The sequence below is a fragment of the Rhizobium sp. WSM1274 genome (assembly GCF_025200775.1).
In the GTDB taxonomy this organism is placed as follows: domain Bacteria; phylum Pseudomonadota; class Alphaproteobacteria; order Rhizobiales; family Rhizobiaceae; genus Rhizobium; species Rhizobium leguminosarum_I.
In genome coordinates, this window is sequence record NZ_CP104138.1 from 2845072 (window position 1) to 2869866 (window position 24795).

Sequence of the window (24795 nt, forward strand, 5' to 3'; positions counted from 1 at the left end):
GGATTCAGATTTCAGGTTGAGCCGGCCCAACATCATCCTGTTCTAGCGCTATTCATGCCGGGGGCAAGGCCCAACTTCATGAGACTATTCCGTTTTCAGCCATGGTGGAAAATCTTGCCGGGATTGAAGATATCGTCCGGATCGAGCGCCTGTTTCACCTGTCGCATCAGATCCACCGCGCCTCCGAGCTCCTGTTCCAGAAACGCCATCTTGCCTTGCCCGATCCCGTGTTCGCCGGTGCATGTTCCGTCGAGGTCGAGCGCCCGCTGGTTGAGTCGCTGCACGAAGCTCTCAGCCATGGCGATGTCTTCGACGCTTCTGTCGTCGAACAACAGCAGCACATGGAAGTTCCCGTCGCCGGCATGACCGACGATCGGCCCCAGCAGCCCGTGCTCCTCGATATCCGCCTGCGTTTCGGAAACACAATCGGCGAGCCTCGATATCGGAACACAAACATCGGTCGAAAGTGCGGCGAGCCCGGGCGCCAGCGCCCTTGCGGCCCAATAGGCGTCGTGGCGCGCCTTCCAGAGTTTTGTCCGTTCCTCGGCATTGGCGGTCCACAGGAATTCGCTGCCGCCGCATTCGGCCGCGATCTCGGCAAAGGCTGCCGATTGCAGCGGCACCGTCTCCTCGGTGCCGTGGAATTCGAGGAAGAGTGTCGGGCTTTCGGCATAGGAAAGCCCGGAGTAAACATTGCAGGCCCGCATCTGCACCGTGTCGAGGAGCTCGATACGCGCCACCGGAATGCCCATCTGGATCGTCATGATGACGGCATCGCAAGCGGCCTTGATGCTCGGAAAGGCACAGGCCCCTCCGGCGATCTTCTGCGGGATCGCCTGCAGGCGCAACGTCACCGAGGTCAGGATGCCGAGCGTGCCCTCGGCGCCGACGAAGAGCCGCGTCAGGTCGTAGCCCGCCGAGGATTTGCGGGCGCGCCGGGCCGTGCGGATCTCTTCACCATTGGCGGTGACGGCGGTGACGGCAAGCACATTGTCCTTCATCGTTCCGTAGCGGACGGCATTGGTGCCGGACGCCCGCGTCGAGGCCATGCCGCCGATCGAGGCGTTGGCGCCGGGATCGATCGGGAAGAACAGGCCGGTATCGCGCAGGTGGATGTTCAGCGCTTCGCGTGTCACACCCGGCTCGACGGTACAGTCGAGATCTTCGGGATTGACCTCGAGCACCCGGTTCATGCGGCTGAAATCGATCGAAATACCGCCATGGGCGGCATTGATCTGCCCCTCCAGCGAGGTGCCGGTGCCGAATCCGATGACCGGCACCTTGTGGGTCGCACATGCCCTGACCGCCGCCTTCACATCCTCGGCGCTCTCGGCGAAGAGCACGCCGTCCGGGAGCTGCGGTGGGATATAGGTGGTCGTATGAGTGTGCTGTTCGCGGAAGGACTGGCCGGTCTGGAAGCGCTCGCCGAAGCTCTGCTTGAGAATGCCAAGCACGGCGGCGATACCCGCCTCGTTGCGTATGCCGGCCTTTGCGTCCTTCAGCGCCATCCCTTTGATCTCCCTGCTATTCCGCGGAAACCATATCGTGTTCCGCAGGTTAGGCTGGGTATGCGGCAAGTCAAAGCGGCTGTCCAGTTAAGATTGGGAGAAGAATTCATTCCCCTTTTGTTGTAGGCGGCTTGTTATAGCCAAATCCGCCGCCCCCGGCGCCTCAAACGATCGGCGGATTGAGCCGCGCAAAGCCCTCCTGCCGCCGATAGGGGAAATAGGGATAAGGCGCCGTCACCGCGCTGACGGCGTCGAGCCTTTTGATCTGAGCCTTCGACAGACTCCAGCCGACCGCGTCGAGATTCTGCCTGAGCTGCTCCTCGTTTCTGGCGCCGATGATGACGCTCGACACCGTCGGCCGGCTGAGCAGCCAGTTGATAGCGATTTGCGGCACCGTCCGGCCGGTCTCGCCCGCGATGGCGTCGAGCACGTCGACGATGTCGAACAGCTTTTCGTCGTCGACCGGCGGGCCGTATTGCGCCGTCTCGTGCAGACGGCTTGCCGCAGGCAGCGGCCGGCCGCGGCGGATCTTGCCGGTCAGCCGTCCCCAGGCAAGCGGGCTCCAGACCAGCGCTCCAACACCCTGGTTGGCGCCAAGCGGCATCAGCTCCCATTCGTAATCGCGCCCGGCCAGCGAATAATAGACCTGGTGGGCGACATAACGCGGATAGCCGTGGCGCTCGGCGGCGGCAAGCGACTTCATCAGTTCCCAGCCGGCAAAATTCGAAGCGCCGACATAGCGGATCTTGCCTGCGGCGACGAGCCCATCGAGCGTCGACAGCACCTCCTCGACCGGCGTCGAGGCATCGAAAGCATGTAGCTGCAGAAGGTCGATATAGTCGGTCCCGAGCCGGCGCAGTGCATCCTCGGTGGCGCGGATCAGCCGCGCCCGCGATGTTCCCCAGTCCTGCGGCCCCTCGCCCATCGGCAGCGCCGTCTTCGTCGAGATCAGCACGGCGTCGCGCCGGCCGCGGATCGCCTGGCCGAGCACCTCTTCGGAAGCGCCGGCCGAATAGACGTCGGCTGTGTCGAAAAGATTGACGCCGGCTTCGAGGCAGATGTCGACGAGCCGCCGCGCTTCCTCGGCACCGGTATTGCCCCAGGCGCCGAATAGTGGGCCGCTGCCGCCGAATGTGCCCGCGCCGAAGCTTAAGACCGATACTCTGAGGCCGGATGCGCCGAGATTTCTGTAGTCCATGGACCTGTCTCCTGTCTTTCCTATGAGATAGACCTTGGCGGTTCGATGATATAGATTGCCCGCCAGCAAAACATTTGTGACTTGAATTCATCATGAGCCGTCAGGACATCAATCGCTCCGGCGAAATGGAAGTTTTCGTCAGTGTCGTCGAGCGCGGTGGATTTTCGGCCGCCGCCACGGCCCGGCGCATGACGCCGTCGGCCGTCAGCAAACTCGTCGCCCGGCTAGAGACACGCCTCGGCGCCCGCCTCGTCAACCGCTCCACGCGAAGGCTGCAACTGACGCCGGAAGGCTGCGCCTTCTACGAGCGCAGCATCGCCATCCTTGCCGATATCACCGAGGCCGAGCATCAGGCCTCGACCGGCGAACAGGCCTCAGGCCGCATCCGCATCAACACTAGCGGCTCCTTCGGCAACCATCTGCTGGCGCCGCTCGTACCTGCCTTCATGGCGCATCATCCGGCCGTGACGCTGGATATTTCCCATACCGACAGGATAGTTGACCTGATGGAAGAGCGCGCCGATGTCGCGATCCGCGCCGGCCCCTTGAAGAATTCCAGCCTGATCGCCCGCAAGCTTGGCGTCACCGGCAAGATCATCGTCGCGTCGCCGGATTATCTCTCGCGTCACGGCAAACCACACACGACCGCCGATCTCCGCCGTCATTGCCGTATCGGCTTTTCCTATGCCCGCGCCATCGAGGGCTGGCCGCTGCGCGAGGACGGCGAAACGGTGATGATCCCGATCACACCGGGCGTGCAGGTGGGAGACGGCGAAGCCATGCGCCACCTCGCTTTGTCAGGTGCCGGCCTTGCCCGCCTTGCCGCCTTCACCGTGCGCGCCGATATCGATGCCGGGCGCCTGGTGCCGGTGCTTGAGGAGGCCAATCCCGGCGATCTCGAAGAGTTCTACGCCCTCTATATGGGCCAGGGTGGCCCGCTGCCGGCGCGTGTACGCGCGCTGCTCGATTTTCTCGTCAGCCATGTGCATTTCTAGTGCATCTCGTTCAAAACCGTTCAGTGGCTTTGGAGGACGATCTGCATGAAAACAACGACTTGAAGCGGCCGCATGAATCAGTTTCGCATGCCAAGACGCCAAGAAGCCAGATTTCGCAATTGACCGCGGCCGTGCCACCCACCTATACCGGACCCGCGCCGGGCGGCTCCTGCAGCCGGCCTCTCTTCGTCATGCCGGAGCTTCCCCTACCTTCAGCTTCAGGGCTTGGCACGGCCAGGAAAGATACGGGGATCATGTCATTCAGCGACGCGAGCCGCCTGCTGCGGGATGCCGGCCTGCCGAAATGGGCGCTGCTGCTCGCGCTTTCCACGGCTCTCGTCGTCTTCCTCGAGCTCTTCGCCCTGCCGGCCTCGCTGCTGATAGGGCCGATGGTCGCTGCAATCGCGCTGGCGCTAACCGTCGGCAAGGGAAAGCTTCGCGTGCCCTTCTGGCCGTTGCAATTCGGCCAGGTCCTCGTCGGCCTGATGATGGCGCGCACCATCACGCCCGATATTCTCGGCACCATGGCGAAAGACGCGCCGCTCTTTCTGTTGTTCATCTTCTCGGTCATCGCCATTGCCACCGGCCTCGGCTGGCTGCTGACGCGCTGGCAGGTGCTGCCGGGAACGACCGCGGTCTGGGGCTCCTCGCCGGGCGGCGCCTCCGCCATGGTCATCATGTCGGAAGCTTATGGCGCCGATGCCCGTCTCGTCGCCTTCATGCAGTATCTGCGCGTTGTCTTCGTCGCCGTCGGCGCCTCGGTGATCTCGCGTCTGTGGGTGGCAGCCGACGGCGCCGAGCCGCCGCCGCTTGTCCTCTTTCCCGAGATTGACCGGCCGGCCTTTGCAGCGACCATGGCTTTTGCGGCCTTTTGTGCCTATGGCGTTTGGCGCCTGCGCCTCCAGGGCGGCACGATCATCGTGCCGCTCTTTCTCGGCGCCCTGCTGCAGGGGATGGGCCTGCTGAAGATCGAGCTGCCGATGTGGCTGCTCGCCATCGCCTACGCACTGGTCGGCTGGAGCATCGGCCTGCGCTTCACCCGCTCGATCCTCAAGCACGTGGCGCGCGCCCTGCCGAGGGTATCGGCCTGCATCGTGCTGCTGATGGCGCTCTGCGGCTGCATGGCTGTGGGGCTTCACGTCTTCGCCGGCATAGATCCGCTGACCGCCTATCTCGCCACCAGCCCCGGCGGCGCCGATTCCGTCGCCATCATCGCCGCCTCCAGCGACGTCGACGTGCCCTTCGTGATGGCGATGCAGACCGGCCGTTTCCTGGTGATCCTGATGATCGGCCCGATGCTCGCCCGTTTTATCGCACGCCGTTCCGGCCTTGCGGAAAGCCCCGCCTAGTGCCCTGCTTGGGGTGGAATGCGAGTGCTGCCCACTGGCCAGGCGTCATGCCGTAGGCCTTTTTGAAATGGCGGTTGAGATGGCTTTGGTCGGCAAACCCTGTCGCCGCCGCCACATCGGAAATCCCCTCGCCCGCGCCGATCATCGCCCGGGCTCGCTGCAGCCGCCGCATCAGCAGGTAGCGATGCGGACTGGTGGCAAAGGCCGCCCGGAAATGCCGCGACAGCGCAAAACGGTCGAGACCCGTTACCGCCTCAAGCTCGCCGGAATTCACTGCCCGGGTCGCGTGCGCCTCGAGATAATCCCGTGCCGCCCGCGCCTGCCGCCAGGCGACGGGGCCCAGCGGCCGCGACGGCAGGCGCGCATGCCGGGACAGGCCGCCTGCCACCTGCGATACGAAATCGTCGACGAAAAGCGCGTCCAGTTCGCGGTCGAGTTCGCCGAGAGCCGCCAGCAGTACACCCGCCAGCGCCGGATCGCCGATCACGGGTTCGCCGACGAATGGCAGGCCGACCCCATCCGCCTCCAGGCATTCAAGCAGCAGCGACGGCTCCAGATAGAGCATGCGGTATTGCAGCCCATCTTCCGTCCCCGCCCCGCCATCGTGCTCTTCGTCGGGATGCAGCACGATCACCTGCCCCGGCAGACTGAAGCGCCGCTCGCCGCGATAGCGGAAGGTCTGAACCCCCTTCAGCGTCACGCCGAGTGCATAGGTGTCGTGCCGATGCGGCTCGAAGGCATTGCCTGAGAACTGCGCCTCGATGCGTTCGATGCCGGGAAAGGCCGGCGCAGCCAGGATGGCGTTGCCGGAGGGGCCCGCGCACAAACGTTCAAGACCTTCGAAGACCTGTGGATGTAAATCCTGGTTCAACGCGCTCGATACTCCGTAAGCCGTAGATAGGTGAAAGACCGTCCGATGTTTGATACCAAAATTGCCGTCGTCCTGCGAAACAATCTTGCCGGCTGGCAGAAGCTGAACGTCACCGCCTTCCTGATGACAGGCATCGCCGGCCGGCATCCCGAGATTATCGGCGCAGCCTATAGGGACCGCGCCGGCAACCTCTACAATCCGCTATCGATCCAGCCGATCATCGTGCTCTCCGCCGACGAGGCGACCGTATCAGCCATTCATCGCCGCGCGCTGGAGCGCGATATCACCAGCTCGCTCTTTATCGAGGAAATGTTTGCAACCGGCCACGACGCAGCCAACCGCGCCGTCTTCGCAGAATTTGCGCCCGAAGACGCCAAGGTGGTCGGCATCGCCTTGCGCGCCGAAAAGAAGATCGTCGACAAAATCACCAAGGGTGCGACGATGCAGCACTGACGAGAAAGGCCGGGAGTGACCCGGCCTTTCCGCAAATGCACATGAGCCGAAATCAGCCCTGCGTGATCGGCGCGATCTGGATCTCGACGCGGCGGTTCTGTGCGCGGCCGGCCTCGTTCGCATTGGAGGCGACCGGCTGGGACGGGCCGTAACCGACAGCGGAGACGCGGCGCTGGTCGATGCCCTGGCCGCCGAGATAATCGGCAACCGACAACGCGCGGCGCTGCGACAGGTCTTGATTATGCTGCAGGCTGCCGGTCGAATCCGTATGGCCGTTGACGTCGATCAGCGTGCGGTTGAACTTGCGCAGCACGATCGCCACCGAATTCAGCGTCGGATAGAAGCCCGGCTTTACCGCATCCTGATCGACGTCGAAGGTGATGTTCGAGGGCATGTTGAGGATGATGTTGTCGCCGTTACGAGTCACCGAAATGCCAGTGCCTTCGAGTTGGGCGCGAAGCTCTGATTCCTGCTGGTCCATGTAATTGCCGATCGCACCGCCGGCGAGAGCGCCGACGCCTGCGCCGATCAGCGCCGCATTGCGCTTGCCGTGGCCGCCGCCGCCGACGGCCACGCCGACGAGCGCGCCCCCGAGGGCGCCAAGCGCGGCGCCGCCGGCCGTATTGGAAACCTTCTGTTCACCGGTATAGGGATCGGTCGTCGTGCAGGCGCTGAGATAGCTTGTGGCAATAGCTAGAAGTATGAATTTTTTGATCATGGACAGGACGGTCTCCGTTCGACTGATGCGAGCAAATGGCAAGGATTGCGGCAAGAAAATGAAGATGTTCTCCTGATACGGCAAATTCGGACGTCGAAACACCGCCATGTTGCCGGAATGCGCTGATTATCACCAATTTTGGTGGATGCCGTCCCTGCGCCTGCACGCGAATTTGTGAAAACTCCGCGGCGGAAAGCACTTCCTACCTGCGGAGTTCGATGTCACGCGTTTATGATCAAGAGAGTCTGGCCTCAGAAATTCTGGAACAACTGCCGCACGGTATCGTAAGTTGCGTTGGCGATGTTCAGTGATTGCAGGCCGAGTTGCTGCTGCGTCTGCAGCGCCCGCAGCCTGCTCGACTCCTCCTCCATGTCGGCATCGACGAGCCGGCCAATGCCGCCGGTGATGTTGTCATGCAGTTTCGTCGCGAAGTCGTTCTGCAGATTGATGCGTTTTTCCAGCGCGCCAAAAGCCGAACCGACCGTCGTCAGCTGCGTCAGCGCTGCATCGACGACGCTGATCATTTCGCTGACCTGTCCTTTCGTCGTGCCGGCCGAGAGCGAAATCACCACCTGCCCGGTGGTGGTGCCGTTCTTGCTCTGCATCAGCACATAGTCCTGCGAGGCGCCGAGCTCGGTGGCGAAGTAGGCCGATGTCAACACGCCGTATTCGCCCGAACCGGTGGCGCGATCGTCGATCAAGTAGCGGGCGTCCTTGGAGGTCGTGGTCCCACTCGGCGTCGTGTCGATATGGTAGCTCAACATGCCGACCGAGATCGTGCCATCGGCGTTGCGGATGAAGGAGGCCGGGATCTGGCGCGGCTGCGTCGGCGTCGCATCGTTGGTAAGGACCACCCAGTTGTCGCTATTGAAGGTCGCCGATTCCGAAACGCTGCGCAACTGCTCCTGCAGCTGTTTGATCTCGTCGTTGATCTTGTTCTTGTCGATGCCGTCCTCGGTCGCGGCAACCAGCTTGGCCTTGATTTCGGAGACGACGTCGATGACATTCTGAACGCCGGTATAGGCCGTTCCCATCGTCGCCGCCGCCATACCGAGTGCATCCTGGATCGCCGAAACCGCCTTGTTGTCGGTTCGAGCAGTGGTAGCGATCGACCAGTAGACGGAATTGTCTCTGGCCTCTGCGACACGCATGCCGGTGGTGATGTGGTTTTGCGTGACCGCCATGTTACGGTTGATATCGCGCAGCACATGAAGCGCCGCATCCACCGAGACGCGCTGATAAATACTCACGAAACGAAACTCCAAAAACACAACAAGACGCAAACTGCACAAGAAATGAACCGTCCGCACGGACTCTCATGTCCGGGGTCGCTGGAATTCCAGCGCGTTGCGGCCTCCAAGAAACGAAGAAGACCATTGGTTGCTGGTAACAATCATTGCCGTTTATGCTTAATAAACGACTAAACTTCAGAAGTAATTTAGCTTATTTCACAAGGTTTCATACACCAAGAGAAACGCCGCCGGATTGCGGCGTCGCGCGTCTTCTGAGACCCGCAAAGGACGCTGTAGCACTTCGAATTGCCGCGTAACTTTGTCCTTAAATCGATTAGGATTCAAGGAACTATGCAGCAGGTCCGGCAGCATTCGAAATCGGATGAAAGCCTTATTCGGCGGCCTGTAGATGCTCGTCGTCGGGCGCAGCGCGCGGCCGCGTGGCGACCGACATCTCTTCGTGCAGGCGCGCCTCCTCATGGGCGTGCGGCTTGGCGAAGCGGGCAAGCAGCAGATAGGCGACCGGCGTGATGAACAACGTCACCAGCGTCGCGAAACCAAGACCGCCGACGATCACCCAGCCGAGCGCAATACGCGCTTCGGCACCGGCGCCATGGGCAAAGACCAGTGGCACGCCGCCGAGGATGGTGGCGATCATCGTCATCATCACAGGGCGAAGGCGTAGCGCGCAGGCCTTCTCGATCGAGGACCGCACATCTTCGCCCCGGTCGCGCAGCTGATTGGCAAATTCGACGATCAGGATGCCGTTCTTCGCCATGACGCCGACCAGGAGCACCAGGCCGATCTGGCTGTAGATGTTGAGGCTGGAGCCGGTGATAACAAGCGCAAAGACGGCGCAGGCAAGACCAAGCGGCACCGTCGACATGATGATCAGCGAGGACAGCACGCTTTCGAACTGCGCCGCCAGTACCAGAAAGATGATGACGATGGCAAAACCGAAGGTGAGCGCCATGCCGCTCGAATTCTCTTCCAGCGTCGCGGCTTCGGCGAGCGGCAACAAACGCGAGCCCGCCGGCAGTAGCGGCGCGGCAAGTTCAGTGACCTGCTTGACCGCATCGCCGAGCGACATGCCGTTCTTGAGGCCGGCGGTGATTGCCACCGAGGCCAGCTGCTGCTCGCGGTTGAGCTGCGGCGCGACCGAGCCTTCCTTCATCGTGGCGATGACCGACATCGGCACGATCTTGCCGTCGCCGGTCTTCAGGAACACGTTCTCAAGGTCGGTCGGATCGTCGATCGGCCGCGTCGTCGAGGTCAGAAGCACGGGATAGGATTCGCCGTCGACGAAGACGTCGACCACCGAGCGCCCTTCGAGCAGTGACTGGATCGCCGTCGAGAGCCCGGTTATGTCGATGCCGAGATCGGACGCGCGCTCGCGATCGATCGCCACCGATACCTGCGCTTGGCTGGGCTCGTTGGTCAAGCGCGGCGTATCATACTGCCCAGTGGCCTCCAGGGCCTGCACCAGCTTGGCGGCCGCCGCCGTCAACGCCTCGTGATCATTGCCGATCAGCGCCATCTGCAGACCACTGCCGGCCCCGCGGATGCGCAAGCTGTTGGAGGAGATGGCATTGCCGCGCAGCGCCGGCACCCTGGAGGCTGCCTGGTTGATATCGCCGACGATCTCCGTCTGTGTCCTGTCACGTTCTCCCCAGGGGGCGAGGGTCAGCACCATGAAGCCGCTGTTCAGCGACCCGCCCTGCCCCGAGATCGAGAAGACGTTGCGGATGTCACGGCTGTCGACCAGCGGCTGCAGATATTCCTCGACGAGCTGCATCTTGTCGCGGGTATATTCGAGGCTCGATCCCTGCGGCGTCGTCAGCCGCATCATCACCATCGAGCGGTCCTCTTCGGGCGTCAACTCGCTCTTGACCGTCGAGAAGGCGACGAGTGCCGCGCCGGCAAAGATCACCGAGAAGAGGATGACGACGAAGGGCGCGTTGAGACAGGCGTGCAGGGCCCATTTGTAGAGACTGGCAAGCGCGCCGCCGAAGCGACCGAGCGCGCCGTGATCTTCGAGCATCGGCTTCGTCAGCATGCGCGAGGCAAGCATGGGACACAGCGTCAGCGCCACGATCGACGACAGCCCGACCGAGAAGGCGAGCACGAAGCCGAATTCGCGGAACAGGCCGCCGACCTGTCCCGGTAGGAAGGAGAGCGGAATGAAGACGGCCGCCAACGTCGCCGTCGTGGCGATCACCGCGAAGAACACCTCGCGCGTGCCGAGCACCGCGGCCGCGCGCGGCCCCATGCCTTCGGCGCGCCGGCGCACGATATTTTCGAGCACGACGATCGCGTCATCGACGACGAGGCCGGTCGCCAGCACGATCGCGAGCAGCGTCAGGATGTTGATCGAGAAGCCGACCATGTAGATCGCCGCCAGCGTGCCGATCAGCGCCACCGGCATGCTGACCGCCGGGATCAGCGTCGCCCGCCAATCGCGCAGGAAGAGATAGATGACGGCGGTGACGATGACGGCGGCGAGCACCAGCGCCAGCACCACCTCGTGGATCGCACCTTGGATGAAGACGGCGTCATCGCTGGTGATGGCGATCGTCGTGCCCTCGGGCAGCGTCTTCGACAGTTGGTCGACGGCCGCCTTGATGCCGGTCGAGATGTTCAGTGTATTCGACTGCGCCTGGCGGATGATGCCGAGGCCGATGCCCAGCTTGCCGTTGGAGCGCAGCGCCGTTTCGCCGTCGCGCGGCCCAAGCATCACCGTCGCGACGTCGCCGAGCCTGACGCGGTCCTGCAGGATGACGTTGGAAAAATCCGCCGGCGTCTGCAGGTTGGCGGTCGCGCGCACCACGATATCCTGCGTATTGCTCTTCAGCGAGCCGGCCGGTACGTCGAGTGCCGCATTATCGAGCGCCTTCGTCAGGTCGCCGATGGTCAGCCCGCGACTGGCGAGAGCCCCCTGGTCGACGTCGACGCGGAACACCTTCTCCTGGTCGCCATATTCCTCGACGTCGGCAACCCCGTCGACGGAGGCGAGGCGATCGATCACCTCGTTTTCGACCAGTTGGGTCAGGTCGTCCATGTTGAGCTTGGTGGAGGTGACGGCGAGGCGCATGATCGCCGAGGAATCCGAATCCGCCTTGACGATCTGCGGCGCATCCGCTTCGTCGGGCAGGTTCTGGGTAATGCGGCCGATCGCGTCGCGCACGTCGTTGGCGGCGACCGAGAGATCGATCGCATCCGAGAATTCCAACGTCACCCGGCTCTGACCGAAGGACGAGGTCGACGAAATCGATTTCAGGCCGCTGACGCGCGCGACCGCCCCCTCGATCACCTTGGTCAGCTCCTGGTCGATCGTCTGCGGCGATGCGCCGTCGAAGGTGGTGCGCACGGTGACGACGGGACGGTCGACATCGGGCAGTTCGCGCACTTCGACGCCGACATAGGCGGCAAGGCCGGCAACGACCATCAGCGTGTTGAACACCAGCGCCAGGATCGGCCGGCGAACGAAAAGCGCGGTGAAGCCCTGTTTGCCCGAGCCTCTGTCCTGATGAATCTCGGTCACGCTCATCGGGCGACGACCCCCGCATTCGCGGCGACGTCGGCGTTGACACGCACCGCCCCACCCTCACGCACGCGCTGCAGGCCCTGTGTGACGATCACGTCGCCGTCCTTGAGGTCGGCTTTGACGAGTACGAAATCCGGGTTGCGCTGCACGATGCTGACCCGCACCTTGCGTGACTTGTCGTCGTTGACCTGCCAGACGAAGGAGCCCTGCGAGTCCCACTGCACGGAGACCGGATCGACCGCCGGATATTTGTCGCCGGCAAATTTCATGCTGACGTTGAAGGACATGCCGGCGCGCAGTTCATCCGAACTATTGTCGATCTTGGCGCGCAGGCGAAGCGTGCGGCTTGCCGCGTCGATGCGGTTATCGACGGCTTCGACCACGCCCGAAAACACCTGTCCCGGCCGTGCGACCGACATCGCCTCGACCGGCTGGCCGACCGATACTGTATTGGCGAAGCGCTCCGGCACCCAGTAATCGACGAGGATTTCCGAACGGTCGTCGAGCGTGACGATCGGGATACTCGTCGTGACGTTGTCGCCGATATTGACCGGTACGATGCCGACGATGCCGTCGATCGGCGCGGTGATATTACGCCGTGCGAGATTGAGCTCGGCGGCCTGCAGTTGCAACCGAGCACCCTGCTCGGCGATCTCGGAATCGAAGACGTCCATGCGCGACACGCTGGACTTGATGTTGTGATAGAGATTGGATTTCTCGACGGCGGCCTTGACCGCCACATCGGCCTGGCCGCGGGCGATCACCTGCTCCTCGCTGTCGAGCTTGGCGAGCACCTGCCCGGCCTTGACCCTATCGCCCGACTTGATGAGGATTTCGCGGATCGTGCCCGATGCCTGCGGCGTGACCGCGACCGAGCGGATCGCGTCACCCGTGCCGATGGCGTTCAGCCGGTCGTTGACGACGCCCTGGACGACAGCCTGCGTGGCGACGAGAATGGCGCTGTTGCGCCCGCCGCCACCTCGGCGGTTCTGTCCCTGCCCTTGCCCGTCGCCACGCTGCTGCCCTTGCGCCCGGGCAGGAGCGTCGGCATCCGCTGTCTCTTCAGCCTTCGGCGCGATCTTGGAAACGATGCTGTCTGGAATACCTGCATCGCGCATCATATCGCCGGCGCCGGGCACAAAGAAAACCCACGCGGCAAAGCCGGCAACAATGGCGATGATCGACAGTATGAACTGCTTCCAAAAGGCCATTCACGTCTCCGGAGGGACTCAAGGTTGGACCAGGGTCGGTCGAAAGAGGCGTTGGGGATCAAGATTCCCCCGCTGATGCGACAATATCGCGCGTTTGCAGCTTACCGGCAAGCATAAGCAGGCGGCATTACCGATTTGTAATATCAGCAAAGAATGGAAATAACCCGGCCGCTCACTTTTGCTTGAACGGACACTCGCCCATGTCCTTGACACCGCCGATTATCGGCCGAGATACCGTACAAATCCCTGGCGATGCGGGTTGGACGTCTATCGGCGCATCGACCACCGCAGGCCCATCACGGCCGCAATGCCCAGTATCGGCCACACCGCCCAGAACTGCCCCGTCCAAGTGAAGAGGTTGATACCGGCAATGCCGAGCGCCAGGATTGCCAGCGAGGTGATCCTGCGGTTGAACAGGATCTGATCGCGGTTCCAGGCAAGCGCCGCGACGACGGCGAGCGCAAGCACCGGAAAACGCCCCCAGAAGACGCCCTGCCATGACAGCAGATTGATGCCGATCAGGACAGCGGCGATGACGGCGAGCACGCCGTACAGCCTGCGTCCGCGCGGTATCGGCCTTGCCTCGGCCGTATCAGCCGCCATAACCGCCGCCGGCTGCGGCTGCGGCTGCGGACGCGCGGAGCCGGATCGTTGAGCGGGCGGCGTCTCGTCCTTGGCGTCGCCGATCTTCACCGCGTAGCTCGGCACGCCTTCATCGACGTTCTTCACCATCAACGGTCCGAGAAACTCGAAACCAACAGTCACCTTGTTGCGGACCTGGTCGTAAACGGAACTTGATATGACGATGCCGCCGGCCGCAGCCGACGCCTGCAGCCGCGCCGCTATATTGACCCCGTCGCCATAGATGTCGTCGCCTTCGACGATCACGTCGCCGAGATTGATGCCGATGCGGAAGAGCATGCGCCCGTCGGCCGGGCGGCGGGCGTTGAAGCCAGCGAGTTCGTTCTGAGTGTCGACGGCCGCGCGCACCGCTTCGACCACGCTCGGGAAATCGGCGATCAGTCCATCGCCCCAGGTATTGATGACGCGGCCGCCATGGCTTTCGATCAGGCGCCCCATCGCCTCCCGGCAGCGCTTCAGGCTCGCAAGCGTCCCCTCCTCATCAGCCCCCATCAGCCGCGTATAGTCCTGCACGTCAGCACAGAAGATCGTCGTCAGCTTGCGCCGCGTGTCACTCATGGTCTCTCGTCTCCGCGCTATCCGCCCTCGGGAAAGATTGCTGCAAAGGCTAAAATGGTCGATTGGAGATCATGGGCTATTGCAGCGGCGGTAAGTTACTAAGCCTTTGTCTTCGTTGCCACCGATAATTGTTGATCGTCGACCCGCGTTTTCCCGGACATGAGAGGCGGCGTGGACGATTCAGCTTTCTTCATTCGCCCAGTCATTGACCTTCAAACGCTCCGAAACACACGGAAAAGCCTTGTCGCGCGTGACGAGGGTTGCGGCAGTTGCAACTGAATGAGCGGCAATCATCATATCGAGGGGCGACAGGGTCATGCTTTTGGCTTCGCAGGCAGTGCGCAGGTCGCCATAAGCTCGCGTGATGTCGTGATCCCAAGGAACAACGTCGACCCGGTGCAGGAAATGCTTGATCCGTTCTGACAGCGCCTTCAGATAGCCTCGCTTTGCAAGACCGTAACGGCTCCAGATCTATCTAAGTCCGGCAATTCAAGAAAAACGCCAGGTTACTGAATGATCTTGCGCGGGCTCGCCGTGTGTTCTCTCGCGACGCTGTTGGAATCATCGATTTCCTGAAGCAGGACCTCGTAGCCCCAGAGATCGGCAAGATGCTGCAAGACCAGTTTCATGTCGGCTTCCTGAAGATAGCAGCCATTCATGACGATGTGCTGCAGCAACAGGCGGCGGTCGCCGGCGAGGTCGACATCGACGATATCGATGGCCGGATCGGTCCAGCCGATATCGTATTCGCGGGAGAGCTGGCGGCGGATGCGCAGGTATCCGCGCTCATTATGGATCGCCGAAACCAGCACCCCCTCGGTCTGTTCGGGATCGTCGTAGAGATGGAACAGCCGCAGCTGCCGGATCAGGTTCGGGCTGAGGAACTGGCTGATAAAGCTTTCGTCCCGGTAATTGGCCCAGATGTCGCGCAGGACCGCCATCGCATCGCCTCTTCCGGCGATATCGGGGAACCATGCGCGGTCCTCTTCCGTCGGCGTCGTGACGATCCGCTCGATATCCTGCATCATCGCAAAGCCAAGCGCATAGGGATTGAAGCCCGAGAACCGACGGTCGTCATAGCTCGGCTGGAACACGACGTTGGCATGCGACTTCAGGAATTCGAGGAAGTTTCCGTCGCTAATCTGCCCCCGCCCGTGAAGCCGGTTCATGATCTGGTAGTGGACGAAGGTGGCGGTTCCCTCGTTCATTACCTTGGTCTGCCGCTGGGGGTGAAAATATTGTGCGACGTGGCGGACGATGCGAAGGATTTCACGCTGCCACGGCTGCAACCGCGGCGCTGATTTTTCGAGAAAATAAAGGATGTTGTCCTGCGGAAGACCGAGGGCGGCGCGGCGCTTTTCCAGGCCGCTGTCGCCCGCCTTCCGAGCCTTGCCGACAGGGACAGTGCGCCACAGATCGTTGAACATCTGCTCCTCGTGGGCGCGGCGCTCCTGCTGTCGCTTCTCCTCCTGGCGAAGATCGATCGTGGTCTTGCCCGCGTATCGATGCACCCCGTGCGACATCAGCGCATGGGCTGCATCCAGCGTGCGCTCGACGGCCATCTCGCCGTAACGCTCCTCGCAGCGGGTGATATAACCCTTGGCGAAATCGAGGTAATCGAGGATACCCTCGGCATCGGTCCATAGCTTGAAGAGATAATTGTTCTTGAAGAAATGGTTGTGGCCGAAGGCCGCATGCGCGGTGACGAGCGTCTGCATCGTCGCCGTGTTTTCCTCCATCAGGTAGGAGATGCAGGGAGAGCTGTTGATGACGATCTCATAGGCGAGGTCGCGCATCCCGCGGCGGTAGAAGGTTTCGTGATGCGCGAAGTGTTTGCCGAAGGACCAATGGCGGTAGAAGAGCGGCATGCCGGTCGACGAATAGGCATCGAGCATCTGCTCCGAGGTAATGACTTCAATCTGGTTCGGATAGACGTCGAGGCCAAGTTCGCCGAGCGCGATCTCCTCGCAGGCGTCGTGAATGCGTTGAAGTGTTGAAAAGTCCCAGTCGGCCCCCTCGAACAACAGCCGTTCTCGTGGCCTCATCGTCATGGTCATGGCGTCACCTTCGACTGTGCGTCACGTTTCTGGAAGAGATCATGGAAAACAGGGAAAATTTCGTTTCGCCGGCAGACCTTGCGCATCGAAAGCGGCTGCAGCTCGGAACGGATCCCGTCATAGAGCATCCAAAGCGGTGAGCGTGATATCGAGGAGTCACCGCCTTCTTCGCCGACCTCGATATAGGCGAAATACTGGCACAGCGGCAAAATCTCGCGCAGCAGCTGTCCGCTCAGGTTCCCGTCGGAATGGGCGTTGTCGCCGTCCGATGCCTGGGCGCCATAGATATTCCATTCCGCCGGATCGAAACGCGCCGCGATGATCGCCCGCATTGCCGCTAGCGCACTGGAGACCAGCGTGCCGCCGGTTGCCGGACCATAGAAGAAGGTTTCCTCGTCGACTTCCTCGGCCTTGTCGGTATGGCGGATGAAGACGATCTCGACTTTCTTGTAGCGTTTCGACAGGAAAAGGTAGAGCAGCAGGTAGAACCGCTTCGCCAGGTCCTTCATGTGTTCCGACATGGAGCCGGAGACGTCCATCAAGCAGAACATCACGGCCTTTGCCACAGGCTTCGGCTCGTTTTCGAAGCGGCGATACCGCACGTCGAGCGGATCGATATAGGGAATGCGCCGGCTTTTTTCCGTCAGAGATTTGAGTTTTGCCTCAAGCGCCAGCCGGCTCTCGTCGTCCTCGCATTCCTCGATCTGCCGCTGCAGGGCTTCGATTTCTTCGCGGCGCGGACGGTGAAGCGCGACACGGCGCATCATCGCGAGCCTGGTCGTGCGACCGACGGCAATGTTGGACGGCGATCCCGACACGGAATAGCCGGCACGGAAGGGAGTTTCCTCCTCGGTTTCGGCCAGACGCCGCTTGGCAAGATCGGGCAGTTCCAGATCGTCCAGGAACACATCGAGGAATTCCTCGCGCGTCAGCACAAAGCGGAAGCCGTCCTCGCCGTCACCTTCGCCCGCATCCTTGGGTTTTCCGCCCCTGCTCCCCGGCGGGCGCGGAAGAATGTCGCCTTCGACAAAGGCCCTGTTTCCAGGCAGGATGTGGTCGCGAATGCCGCCATCGCCCCTTCTCAAGTTCGGCTCGGCCATTCCATCGATCGGCAGGCTGATTTCCCCGCCGTCGAGCACATCGCGAATGTTCCGGTTTTGCAGAGAACGCTTTACCGCCTGCTGCACGGCGCCCTTCATGCGCCGAAGAAACCGTTGCCGATTTTCCAGACTTTTACCGCGCGGATTTAGCCGACGGTCGACAATGTGCATATTGGCTCCACATTAACTTGCCTGTTTGACGCGCATGTACCATTCGACGAGGCGCCGAACCTGCCTCTCCGTGTAGCCCCGCGCAGCCATGCGCGAGACAAACTCGCTGTGTTTCTTTTCTGTTTCCGAATCCTTCTTCGAACCGAAGGATATGACGGGCAAAAGATCCTCGACCTGCGAGAACATTCGTTTCTCGATGACTTCCCGGATCTTCTCGTAGCTCGTCCATGACGGATTCTTTCCGCCGTTGGCTGCCCGTGATCTCAAGCAGAACTTGACGATTTCGTTGCGGAAATCCTTCGGATTGGCAATTCCCGCCGGCTTTTCGATTTTCGTCAGTTCCTGGTTGAGGAGCTCGCGGTCGAGAAGCTGGCCGGTATCGGGATCCTTGAAATCCACATCTTCGATCCAGGCATCGGCATAATCAACGTAGCGGTCGAACAGGTTCTGTCCGTAATCCGCATAGGACTCAAGATAGGCCTTCTGAATCTCATTGCCAATAAACTCTGCGTAACGCGGCGCAAGATCGGCCTTGATGAATTCCAGATAGCGCTTCTCGACATCGTCGGAAAACTGCTCGCGTCGGATCGACTGCTCCAGCACATACATCAGATGAACCGGATCGGCGCCGATATCCGTGGTGTCGTGATTGAAGGTGGAGGCGAGCACCTTGAAGGCGAAGCGGGTCGATATCCCGTCCATGCCTTCGTCGATGCCAGCGGCATCCCGATATTCCTGGACACTGCGGGCGCGCGGATCCGTCTCCTTCAGGCTCTCGCCGTCATAGGTGCGCATCTTCGAGAAGTATGTCGAATTCTCATGCTTGCGCAGACGCGAAAGCACGGAGAAGCGGGCCAGCATTTCGAGCGTCGCGGGGGCGCACGGCGCATCGGCGAGTTCCGATCCCTCGATCAGCTTCTCGTAAATCTTCTGCTCTTCCGTGACGCGCAGGCAATAGGGCACCTTGATCACGCAAATACGGTCGATGAAGGCCTCGTTGTTCTTGTTGGCCTTGAAGGTTTGCCATTCCGCTTCGTTCGAATGCGCAAGGACGATGCCGGAGAAGGGTATGGCGCCGATATTCTCGGAGCCGATATAGTTTCCCTCCTGCGTCGCCGTCAGCAGCGGATGCAGCATCTTGATCGGCGCCTTGAACATCTCGACGAATTCGAGCACGCCCTGATTGGCGCGGTTGAGCCCGCCCGAATAGCTGTAGGCATCGGGATCGTTCTGGGAATAGGTCTCCAGCTTGCGGATATCGACCTTGCCGACCAGCGACGAGATATCTTGATTGTTCTCGTCTCCAGGCTCGGTCTTGGCGATGGCGATCTGGCGCAACCGCGAAGGCTGTACTCTGACGACGCGGAAGCGGGAAATATCGCCTCCGAAATCGTCGAGCCGTTTCAGGCACCACGGACTCATCAGTCCGCTCAGGCGCCGCAGGGGAATGCCGTATTGCTCCTGGAGGAGCGATCCCATCGTGTCCGGGTCGAACAGGTTGAGAGGACTTTCGAAAACGGGGCTGATCTCGTCACCCGCCTTCAGAACGTAGATCGGATGAACCTCCATCAGCAGCTTCAGCCGCTCCGCCAGCGATGACTTGCCGCCGCCGACCGGGCCGAGCAGATAAAGGATCTGCTTGCGCTCCTCGAGCCCCTGCGCCGCGTGCCGGAAAAAGGAAACGATGCGTTCGATTGTCTCTTCCATGCCGTGGAAACCAGCAAAGGCCGGATAGATCCGCATGGTCCGGTTCATGAAGATCCGGCCGAGGCGCGCGTCCTTGGCGGTATCGACCATCTGCGGCTCGCCTATCGCGGCGAGCAGGCGCTCGGTCGCATTGGCATAGGCAAGCGGTTCCTTTTTGCAAAGGTCGAGATATTCCGCGATCGACATATCGGTTTCGCGACGCGCATCATAACTGCGGGTGAACGCATCAAATACGGATTCGCTCAGCATGGGCCCTCCATTCAAGGTTAATGCCACAGGCTTCAGGTGTCCCTATAACCATCGAGATGGCCATGACGTTCCTGAGAATCAATAGTTTCTTCGGCTATTCCACGCTCACCGGCCATTTCTAGCAATGCACAAAATTGTGCATCCACCGGTTCTTTAATTACTGTACGAAACTGTCGATCAGTATAGTTGAGAAAGCCCCCATGGCGGTATCAGCACATTTCACGACGTGACAGAAAGATGAAAAAGGTGTGCAATGTCGCCCGTGATTCGAGATCACGAAAGTCAGCGATTGGCAGGCGGCGAACCTGCTTCGATCGGTGAATATCGATGCGCGACGGATCGTATGTCATCGAAATTTGGGGATATTCTTAGGGAATCAGGCGCATGACTATCATGCGCCTGATTTGCGATCATGTCTCCACAGGCCTCTCAGCCGTTGAACGCATTCTCGAGCACAGCGACGTCGATCTTGACCATGCCGAGCATCACTTCGGTCACGCGCCTCGCCCGCTCAGGGTCGCTGTCGGCGATCATCTCCGATAGCACGCGCGGCACGATTTGCCAGGAAAGGCCCCAGCGGTCCTTCAGCCAACCGCAGGCCTCCGGCGTACCGCCATTGGCGAGGAATGCCTCCCATATTCGATCGATCTCGGCCTGACCTTCGACGAGGATCGCAATCGAGAAGGAATGGTTGAAGCTATCGAGCGGGCCGGCCTTCATGGCCAGGAAGAACTGGTCGGCGAGCGTGAACTCGATCAGCTCGACGCTGCCGGGAGGCCCGCTCGGCGTTTCCGCCTGAAGTATGGTGGTGCGGCCGATCCTGGAGTCCGGGATAACAGACACGTAGAATTCGACGGCTTCGCGCGCTTCCTCGGCGAACCAGAGATTTGAAACGACCTTCGGCATGACGGCCTCCTTGTTGACGGGTGTTGATCCGGACTGCTGTCCGATGCCTCAAGGACGCCTTACTGGCGCCGGTTCCGACACGCCGCGATCGGAATTTTAGCCCTGCCCGCCCGCATCTTGACCGCAGCCGGGCTCGGCGGCGGCCTTGCCGCCTGTAACATGCCGCCTGGATAGCGCCGGCTCGGGAATGAAAGCAGAACATCTTTTCTGGTCTTTCCTTCCCGAATCACTACATTACGCGCCATGAGCAATAGTTTCGACGATATGCCCTTCTTCGACGAAGAGCCGGGCGAGATGGCGCGCAAGCCGCAGCCGCCTGCCGCACCCGCCGAAAGGGCGCCCGCCACCGGTGGCGGCATCGCCGCACGCGCCATGGCGGCCCGCGACGGCGGCAAGCGGCCGGATTACCTCACCGGGCTGAACCCCGAGCAGACCGAAGCCGTCGAAACGCTGGAAGGCCCCGTCCTCGTGCTCGCCGGCGCCGGCACTGGCAAGACGCGGGTGCTCACCACCCGCATTGCCCATATCCTCAATACCGGCCGCGCCTTTCCCTCGCAGATCCTCGCCGTCACCTTCACCAACAAGGCCGCCCGCGAGATGAAGGAGCGCATCGCGCTGCTCGTCGGCGGCGCCGTCGAAGGCATGCCCTGGCTCGGCACCTTCCATTCGATCGGCGTCAAACTTCTGCGACGCCACGGCGAGCTCGTCGGCCTGCGCTCCGATTTTACCATTCTCGATACCGACGACGTCGTTCGCCTGATCAAGCAGTTGATCCAGGCCGAGGGTCTCGACGATAAGCGCTGGCCGGCCAAGCAGTTCGCCGGCATGATCGACACGTGGAAGAACAAGGGGCTCGGCCCGGCCGATATCCCCGAGGGCGACGCTCGCGCCTTTGCCAATGGCCGCGGCCGCGATCTCTATTTCGCCTATCAGGCGCGCCTGACGACGCTGAACGCCTGCGATTTCGGCGACCTGCTGATGCATCCGATCGCGATCTTCCGCAAGAACCCGGACCTCTTGAAGGAATATCACGGCCGCTTCCGCTATATCCTCGTCGACGAGTACCAGGACACCAACACCGCCCAATACATGTGGCTCAGGCTTCTCGCCCAGCGATCCAAAGGCGAGCCGCAGAACGTCTGCTGCGTCGGCGACGACGACCAGTCGATCTACGGCTGGCGCGGCGCGGAGGTCGACAATATCCTGCGCTTTGAAAAGGATTTCCCCGGCGCCAAGGTCATCAAGCTCGAGCGCAACTATCGCTCGACCGAACATATCCTTGGCGCCGCCGCCCATCTGATCGCCCATAATGAGGGTCGTCTCGGCAAGACGCTGTTCACCGACCGCTCCGATCCGGACGACGTCAAGGTGCAGGTCCACGCTTCCTGGGATTCGGAGGAGGAAGCCCGCGCCATCGGCGAGGAGATCGAGCAGCTCCAGCGCGGCAAGCATCTCTTGAACGACATGGCGATCCTCGTGCGCGCCTCGTTCCAGATGCGCGAATTCGAAGACCGCTTCGTCACCCTCGGCCTCAACTACCGCGTCATCGGTGGCCCGCGCTTCTACGAGCGCCTCGAGATCCGCGACGCCTTGGCCTATTTCCGCCTCGTTGCGCAAGCCTCCGACGACCTCGCCTTCGAACGCATCGTCAACACCCCGAAGCGGGGCCTCGGCGATACGACGGTGCGCGCGCTGCACGACTATGCGCGTGCCCGCGATATCCCGATGCTTGCGGCGGCCGCCGACATCATCGAGACCGACGAGCTGAAGCCGAAGGCGCGAAAGGCGCTCTTCGACGTGATTCAATCTTTCCGCCGATGGCAGGAACTGCTTGAAAAGACACCGCATACCGAGCTGGCCGAGCAGATCCTCGAAGAGTCCGGCTATACCGACATGTGGAAGAACGACAAGAGCGCCGAAGCGCCGGGCCGCCTTGAGAACCTCAAGGAACTGATCCGCTCGATGGAAAGCTTCGAATCGATGCGCGGCTTCCTCGAACACGTCTCGCTGGTGATGGATGCCGAGACCAACGAGAACCTTGATGCCGTCTCGATCATGACGCTGCACTCAGCCAAGGGTTTGGAATTCGACACCGTCTTCCTGCCCGGCTGGGAGGAAGGCCTCTTCCCGCACCAGCGCTCGCTGGACGAGAGCGGCCGCGCCGGCTTGGAGGAGGAACGCCGCCTCGCCTATGTCGGCATCACCCGCGCCAAGCATCGCTGCCACATCTGGTTCGTCTCCAACCGCCGCATCCATGGCCTCTGGCAATCGACCCTGCCCTCACGCTTCCTCGACGAACTGCCGGAAACCCATGTCGAGGTCGCTCAAATGGAACAGAGCTACGGCGGGTACGGCCGCGGTGGCTACGGCCAGTCCCGCTTCGACAAGGCCGAACCCTTCGCCAATTCCTATTCCACGCCCGGCTGGAAACGCGCCCAGGCCAACAAGACCGACGCCACACGCGACAATTGGGGCACCCGCTCCGGCCACGCCGTCGAACGCATCGGCTACGGCGAGAGCGGCCCGAAGGGGCGCACGATCGAAGGCGAGCTGGTTGCCAAATCGACCTCGTCGGAACCGTCGAGATTCACCCTCGGCGACCGCGTGTTCCACCTGAAATTCGGCAACGGCAACATCACCGGCATCGAAGGCAACAAGCTGACGATCGAGTTCGACCGGGCCGGACAGAAGCGGGTCTTGGACGGGTTCGTCGAGCGCGTGTGATCTCACCTCGGCACGACGCGAGAACGTTTACCCGAGCATCCGCATCCTTCCGATCCCAACAATATCGTTGATCAGCGCAATGCCGATTCCGGTGGCGACGATTCCCAATCCGATCAGGAAGAGCCGGCGAGACCGATCATATTTGACGGCAAAGAGAGAGTCGCGCGCCAGCAGATCGGCAAAGACCTTCACCTGGATGGCGATGCCGATCGTCAAGAACAGCATCGGCGGAATATCGATGCGACTCCAGTCGTTGGGGTTGGAAACCCAGACACTGATGAAATTGAGCGAGAAACCGAGGATGATCCCGGCCGCTGTCAGCGACCCGTTGCGAAATGTCGCATCGATCTTTTCGTCGGGATCCGGCTCGGACATGGCTTCGCTTCCCGCTGCTGAGGTAAGAAAGGCAGAAATCATGATCCAGAGCAAGCTCGACCTGACATCGCCCTCACAGGAAGCAGACGAAATGTCGCAGCCGCGCAAACCCCGGCACTCCGCCCATGGCTCCTCCGCACGCTTCATTACGACAATTTCAGGCAAACACGGACATGGATTTAATCGCCTCCAGACGAAGCAATCGCTGAAAAAAGCCAATAATTCCAATGAAACAACTTTGGTAACCGAAAGGTTAACGTGCGTCGCCCCGCGCCGTCAATCGCACTTCTACCCTGTCAAAACGTCGCTTTGACGCCTTGTGCAAATCAGCTTAGCCCAAAGGCTGCCCACCCATGAAAGGCGGGCTTCACGACGAACTTTTCGAAGGAGGTTCAAGTGACCAGTGTTTCATCTCTCGGCAGCACAATGACCCAGTACCAGTCTCCGCTTTCCAGTCTGGACAAGAATGGCGACGGCGTCACATCGGCGGACGAGTTGGCCGCCGCCTCGCAGTCCTCGACACCGGCCATGGCGTCGACCGACGGCGACGACAGCGGCACCGATATCGTCAAGAAGATCACCGCCGACATTCTGTCGCTGATGCTGTCCATGCAGAAGACCGACAGCAGCGACGATCAGGCCGACGGCAGCGATCAGAGCGACGACAATTCCAAGGGCGTCTTCGCCGCGATGGATACGAATGGCGACGGCAAGTTGACCGAATCCGAATTTATTGCCGCCGAACCGAACAGCATCAAGACTTCGGGCGACAGCGATCCGCTCCTCACCAAAGTGCTGAGCGACATGCAGACGGCCCTTCAGGCCTACCGCAATACCTACGGCGCTTCCGCCGCAGCAGGCGATTCCGCAACCGAAGACGTGGCGGCGGTCTAGCTGGCTGAAATCCGGGCTCTGCCGGGGGAGCCTCGATCCATCGATGCCGCACAAAAGTGTCCACGCAGGCAGATCGATTTGGCGGCACTTGCCACCGTCGTCGGCCGTGTCTGCGATCCGGAAATCATGCACGTGCCTTGCCGCTCCGCTCCATTTCACCACGAGAACCGCCACCAGCTATCGCAATGATTGCATTAGAGCATTCTGCTTTGACGACTTACTGCCGCTAGCGCCAGAATTAACACTTGCGCGTTCGCGCCTGGAAATCCACTAGTTGATCCATTCGGTGTGCTTAGCGTCCTACACTGCAATAAGCGAAGGGATTGAGCCTTG

Annotated in this window: 19 protein-coding genes and 1 pseudogene; 6 read left to right on the top strand and 14 right to left on the bottom strand. The window is 61.5% G+C overall.

The features are described 5' to 3' along the window. Positions 1 to 95: 95 nt before the first annotated feature. Both N2600_RS14405 and N2600_RS14410 read right to left on the bottom strand, forming a co-directional pair. Positions 96 to 1508, bottom strand: a complete 1413-nt coding sequence (locus tag N2600_RS14405; RefSeq protein WP_170255000.1) for an FAD-binding oxidoreductase — start codon at positions 1506 to 1508, stop codon at positions 96 to 98. 163 nt (positions 1509 to 1671) lie between these two features. Then, the gene (locus N2600_RS14410) at positions 1672 to 2706 is read right to left on the bottom strand and encodes an aldo/keto reductase (RefSeq protein WP_260296584.1); all 1035 of its coding nucleotides are present in this window, start codon (positions 2704 to 2706) and stop codon (positions 1672 to 1674) included. Positions 2707 to 2798: 92 nt separating this feature from the next. Here N2600_RS14410 and N2600_RS14415 point away from each other — a divergent pair, with 92 nt between their 5' ends. Beyond that, positions 2799 to 3701 (top strand): LysR family transcriptional regulator, encoded by a 903-nt coding sequence (locus N2600_RS14415; protein WP_170254998.1) that lies wholly within the window; start codon positions 2799 to 2801, stop codon positions 3699 to 3701. Between the two features lie 254 nt (positions 3702 to 3955). Further along, complete coding sequence (locus N2600_RS14420) at positions 3956 to 5050, top strand: AbrB family transcriptional regulator (protein ID WP_222386269.1); 1095 nt, start codon at positions 3956 to 3958, stop codon at positions 5048 to 5050. On the opposite strand, the gene N2600_RS14425 is transcribed toward N2600_RS14420, so the two are convergent. Further along, positions 5010 to 5921 carry an AraC family transcriptional regulator gene (locus N2600_RS14425; RefSeq protein ID WP_260296585.1) on the bottom strand — a complete coding sequence of 304 codons (912 nt, stop codon included), beginning with the start codon at positions 5919 to 5921 and terminating at the stop codon, positions 5010 to 5012. The two genes, N2600_RS14420 and N2600_RS14425, sit on opposite strands and share 41 nt — an antisense overlap. A gap of 45 nt (positions 5922 to 5966) precedes the next feature. Between N2600_RS14425 and N2600_RS14430 the strand changes: the two genes are divergently transcribed. After that, positions 5967 to 6374, top strand: a complete 408-nt coding sequence (locus N2600_RS14430; protein ID WP_222386270.1) for a DUF2000 family protein — start codon at positions 5967 to 5969, stop codon at positions 6372 to 6374. A gap of 52 nt (positions 6375 to 6426) precedes the next feature. Here the strand turns inward: N2600_RS14430 and N2600_RS14435 are convergent, their stop codons facing one another. The 10 genes and pseudogenes from N2600_RS14435 to N2600_RS14480 form a co-directional block, all read right to left on the bottom strand. Next, positions 6427 to 7092 carry an OmpA family protein gene (locus N2600_RS14435; protein WP_222386271.1) on the bottom strand — a complete coding sequence of 222 codons (666 nt, stop codon included), beginning with the start codon at positions 7090 to 7092 and terminating at the stop codon, positions 6427 to 6429. A 251-nt stretch (positions 7093 to 7343) separates the two neighbouring features. Further along, positions 7344 to 8342, bottom strand: coding sequence for a flagellin N-terminal helical domain-containing protein (locus tag N2600_RS14440; protein ID WP_222386272.1), 999 nt, complete (start codon positions 8340 to 8342; stop codon positions 7344 to 7346). Between the two features lie 373 nt (positions 8343 to 8715). Then, positions 8716 to 11871, bottom strand: coding sequence for an efflux RND transporter permease subunit (locus tag N2600_RS14445; protein ID WP_260296586.1), 3156 nt, complete (start codon positions 11869 to 11871; stop codon positions 8716 to 8718). Next, positions 11868 to 13079, bottom strand: a complete 1212-nt coding sequence (locus N2600_RS14450) for an efflux RND transporter periplasmic adaptor subunit (protein WP_222386274.1) — start codon at positions 13077 to 13079, stop codon at positions 11868 to 11870. The genes N2600_RS14445 and N2600_RS14450 overlap by 4 nt, the downstream gene beginning before the upstream one ends. Before the next feature lie 267 nt (positions 13080 to 13346). Further along, positions 13347 to 14279, bottom strand: a complete 933-nt coding sequence (locus N2600_RS14455; protein WP_162115986.1) for an adenylate/guanylate cyclase domain-containing protein — start codon at positions 14277 to 14279, stop codon at positions 13347 to 13349. A 180-nt stretch (positions 14280 to 14459) separates the two neighbouring features. After that, positions 14460 to 14738 (bottom strand): annotated as a pseudogene (locus N2600_RS14460) (PIN domain-containing protein); the annotation flags it as partial. 47 nt (positions 14739 to 14785) lie between these two features. Further along, positions 14786 to 16336: a SpoVR family protein gene (locus N2600_RS14465; RefSeq protein ID WP_260109060.1), complete on the bottom strand. Its 1551-nt coding sequence runs from the start codon at positions 16334 to 16336 to the stop codon at positions 14786 to 14788. Beyond that, positions 16333 to 17607 carry a YeaH/YhbH family protein gene (locus N2600_RS14470; protein ID WP_162115983.1) on the bottom strand — a complete coding sequence of 425 codons (1275 nt, stop codon included), beginning with the start codon at positions 17605 to 17607 and terminating at the stop codon, positions 16333 to 16335. Before N2600_RS14470 ends, N2600_RS14465 begins: the two co-directional genes overlap by 4 nt. A gap of 12 nt (positions 17608 to 17619) precedes the next feature. Then, entirely contained in the window at positions 17620 to 19563 is a 1944-nt protein-coding gene (locus N2600_RS14475; protein ID WP_017965069.1) for a PrkA family serine protein kinase, read from the bottom strand. Between the two features lie 429 nt (positions 19564 to 19992). Further along, on the bottom strand, positions 19993 to 20469 hold the full coding sequence (locus N2600_RS14480; RefSeq protein WP_222386276.1) for a VOC family protein: 477 nt from the start codon (positions 20467 to 20469) through the stop codon (positions 19993 to 19995). A 243-nt stretch (positions 20470 to 20712) separates the two neighbouring features. Here N2600_RS14480 and N2600_RS14485 point away from each other — a divergent pair, with 243 nt between their 5' ends. Beyond that, positions 20713 to 23193, top strand: a complete 2481-nt coding sequence (locus N2600_RS14485) for an ATP-dependent helicase (RefSeq protein ID WP_260296587.1) — start codon at positions 20713 to 20715, stop codon at positions 23191 to 23193. Positions 23194 to 23220: 27 nt separating this feature from the next. Here the strand turns inward: N2600_RS14485 and N2600_RS14490 are convergent, their stop codons facing one another. After that, on the bottom strand, positions 23221 to 23568 hold the full coding sequence (locus tag N2600_RS14490; protein ID WP_260296588.1) for a hypothetical protein: 348 nt from the start codon (positions 23566 to 23568) through the stop codon (positions 23221 to 23223). On the opposite strand from N2600_RS14490, the gene N2600_RS14495 reads away from it, so the two are divergent. Together N2600_RS14495 and N2600_RS14500 are read left to right on the top strand one after the other, a co-directional pair. Continuing rightward, positions 23567 to 23881, top strand: a complete 315-nt coding sequence (locus N2600_RS14495; RefSeq protein WP_222386278.1) for a hypothetical protein — start codon at positions 23567 to 23569, stop codon at positions 23879 to 23881. The genes N2600_RS14490 and N2600_RS14495 overlap by 2 nt on opposite strands. An 83-nt stretch (positions 23882 to 23964) precedes the next feature. After that, a complete protein-coding gene (locus tag N2600_RS14500; protein ID WP_260296589.1) occupies positions 23965 to 24462 on the top strand; it encodes a hypothetical protein in 498 nt (165 codons plus the stop codon). The last annotated feature ends 333 nt before the right edge of the window (positions 24463 to 24795 follow it).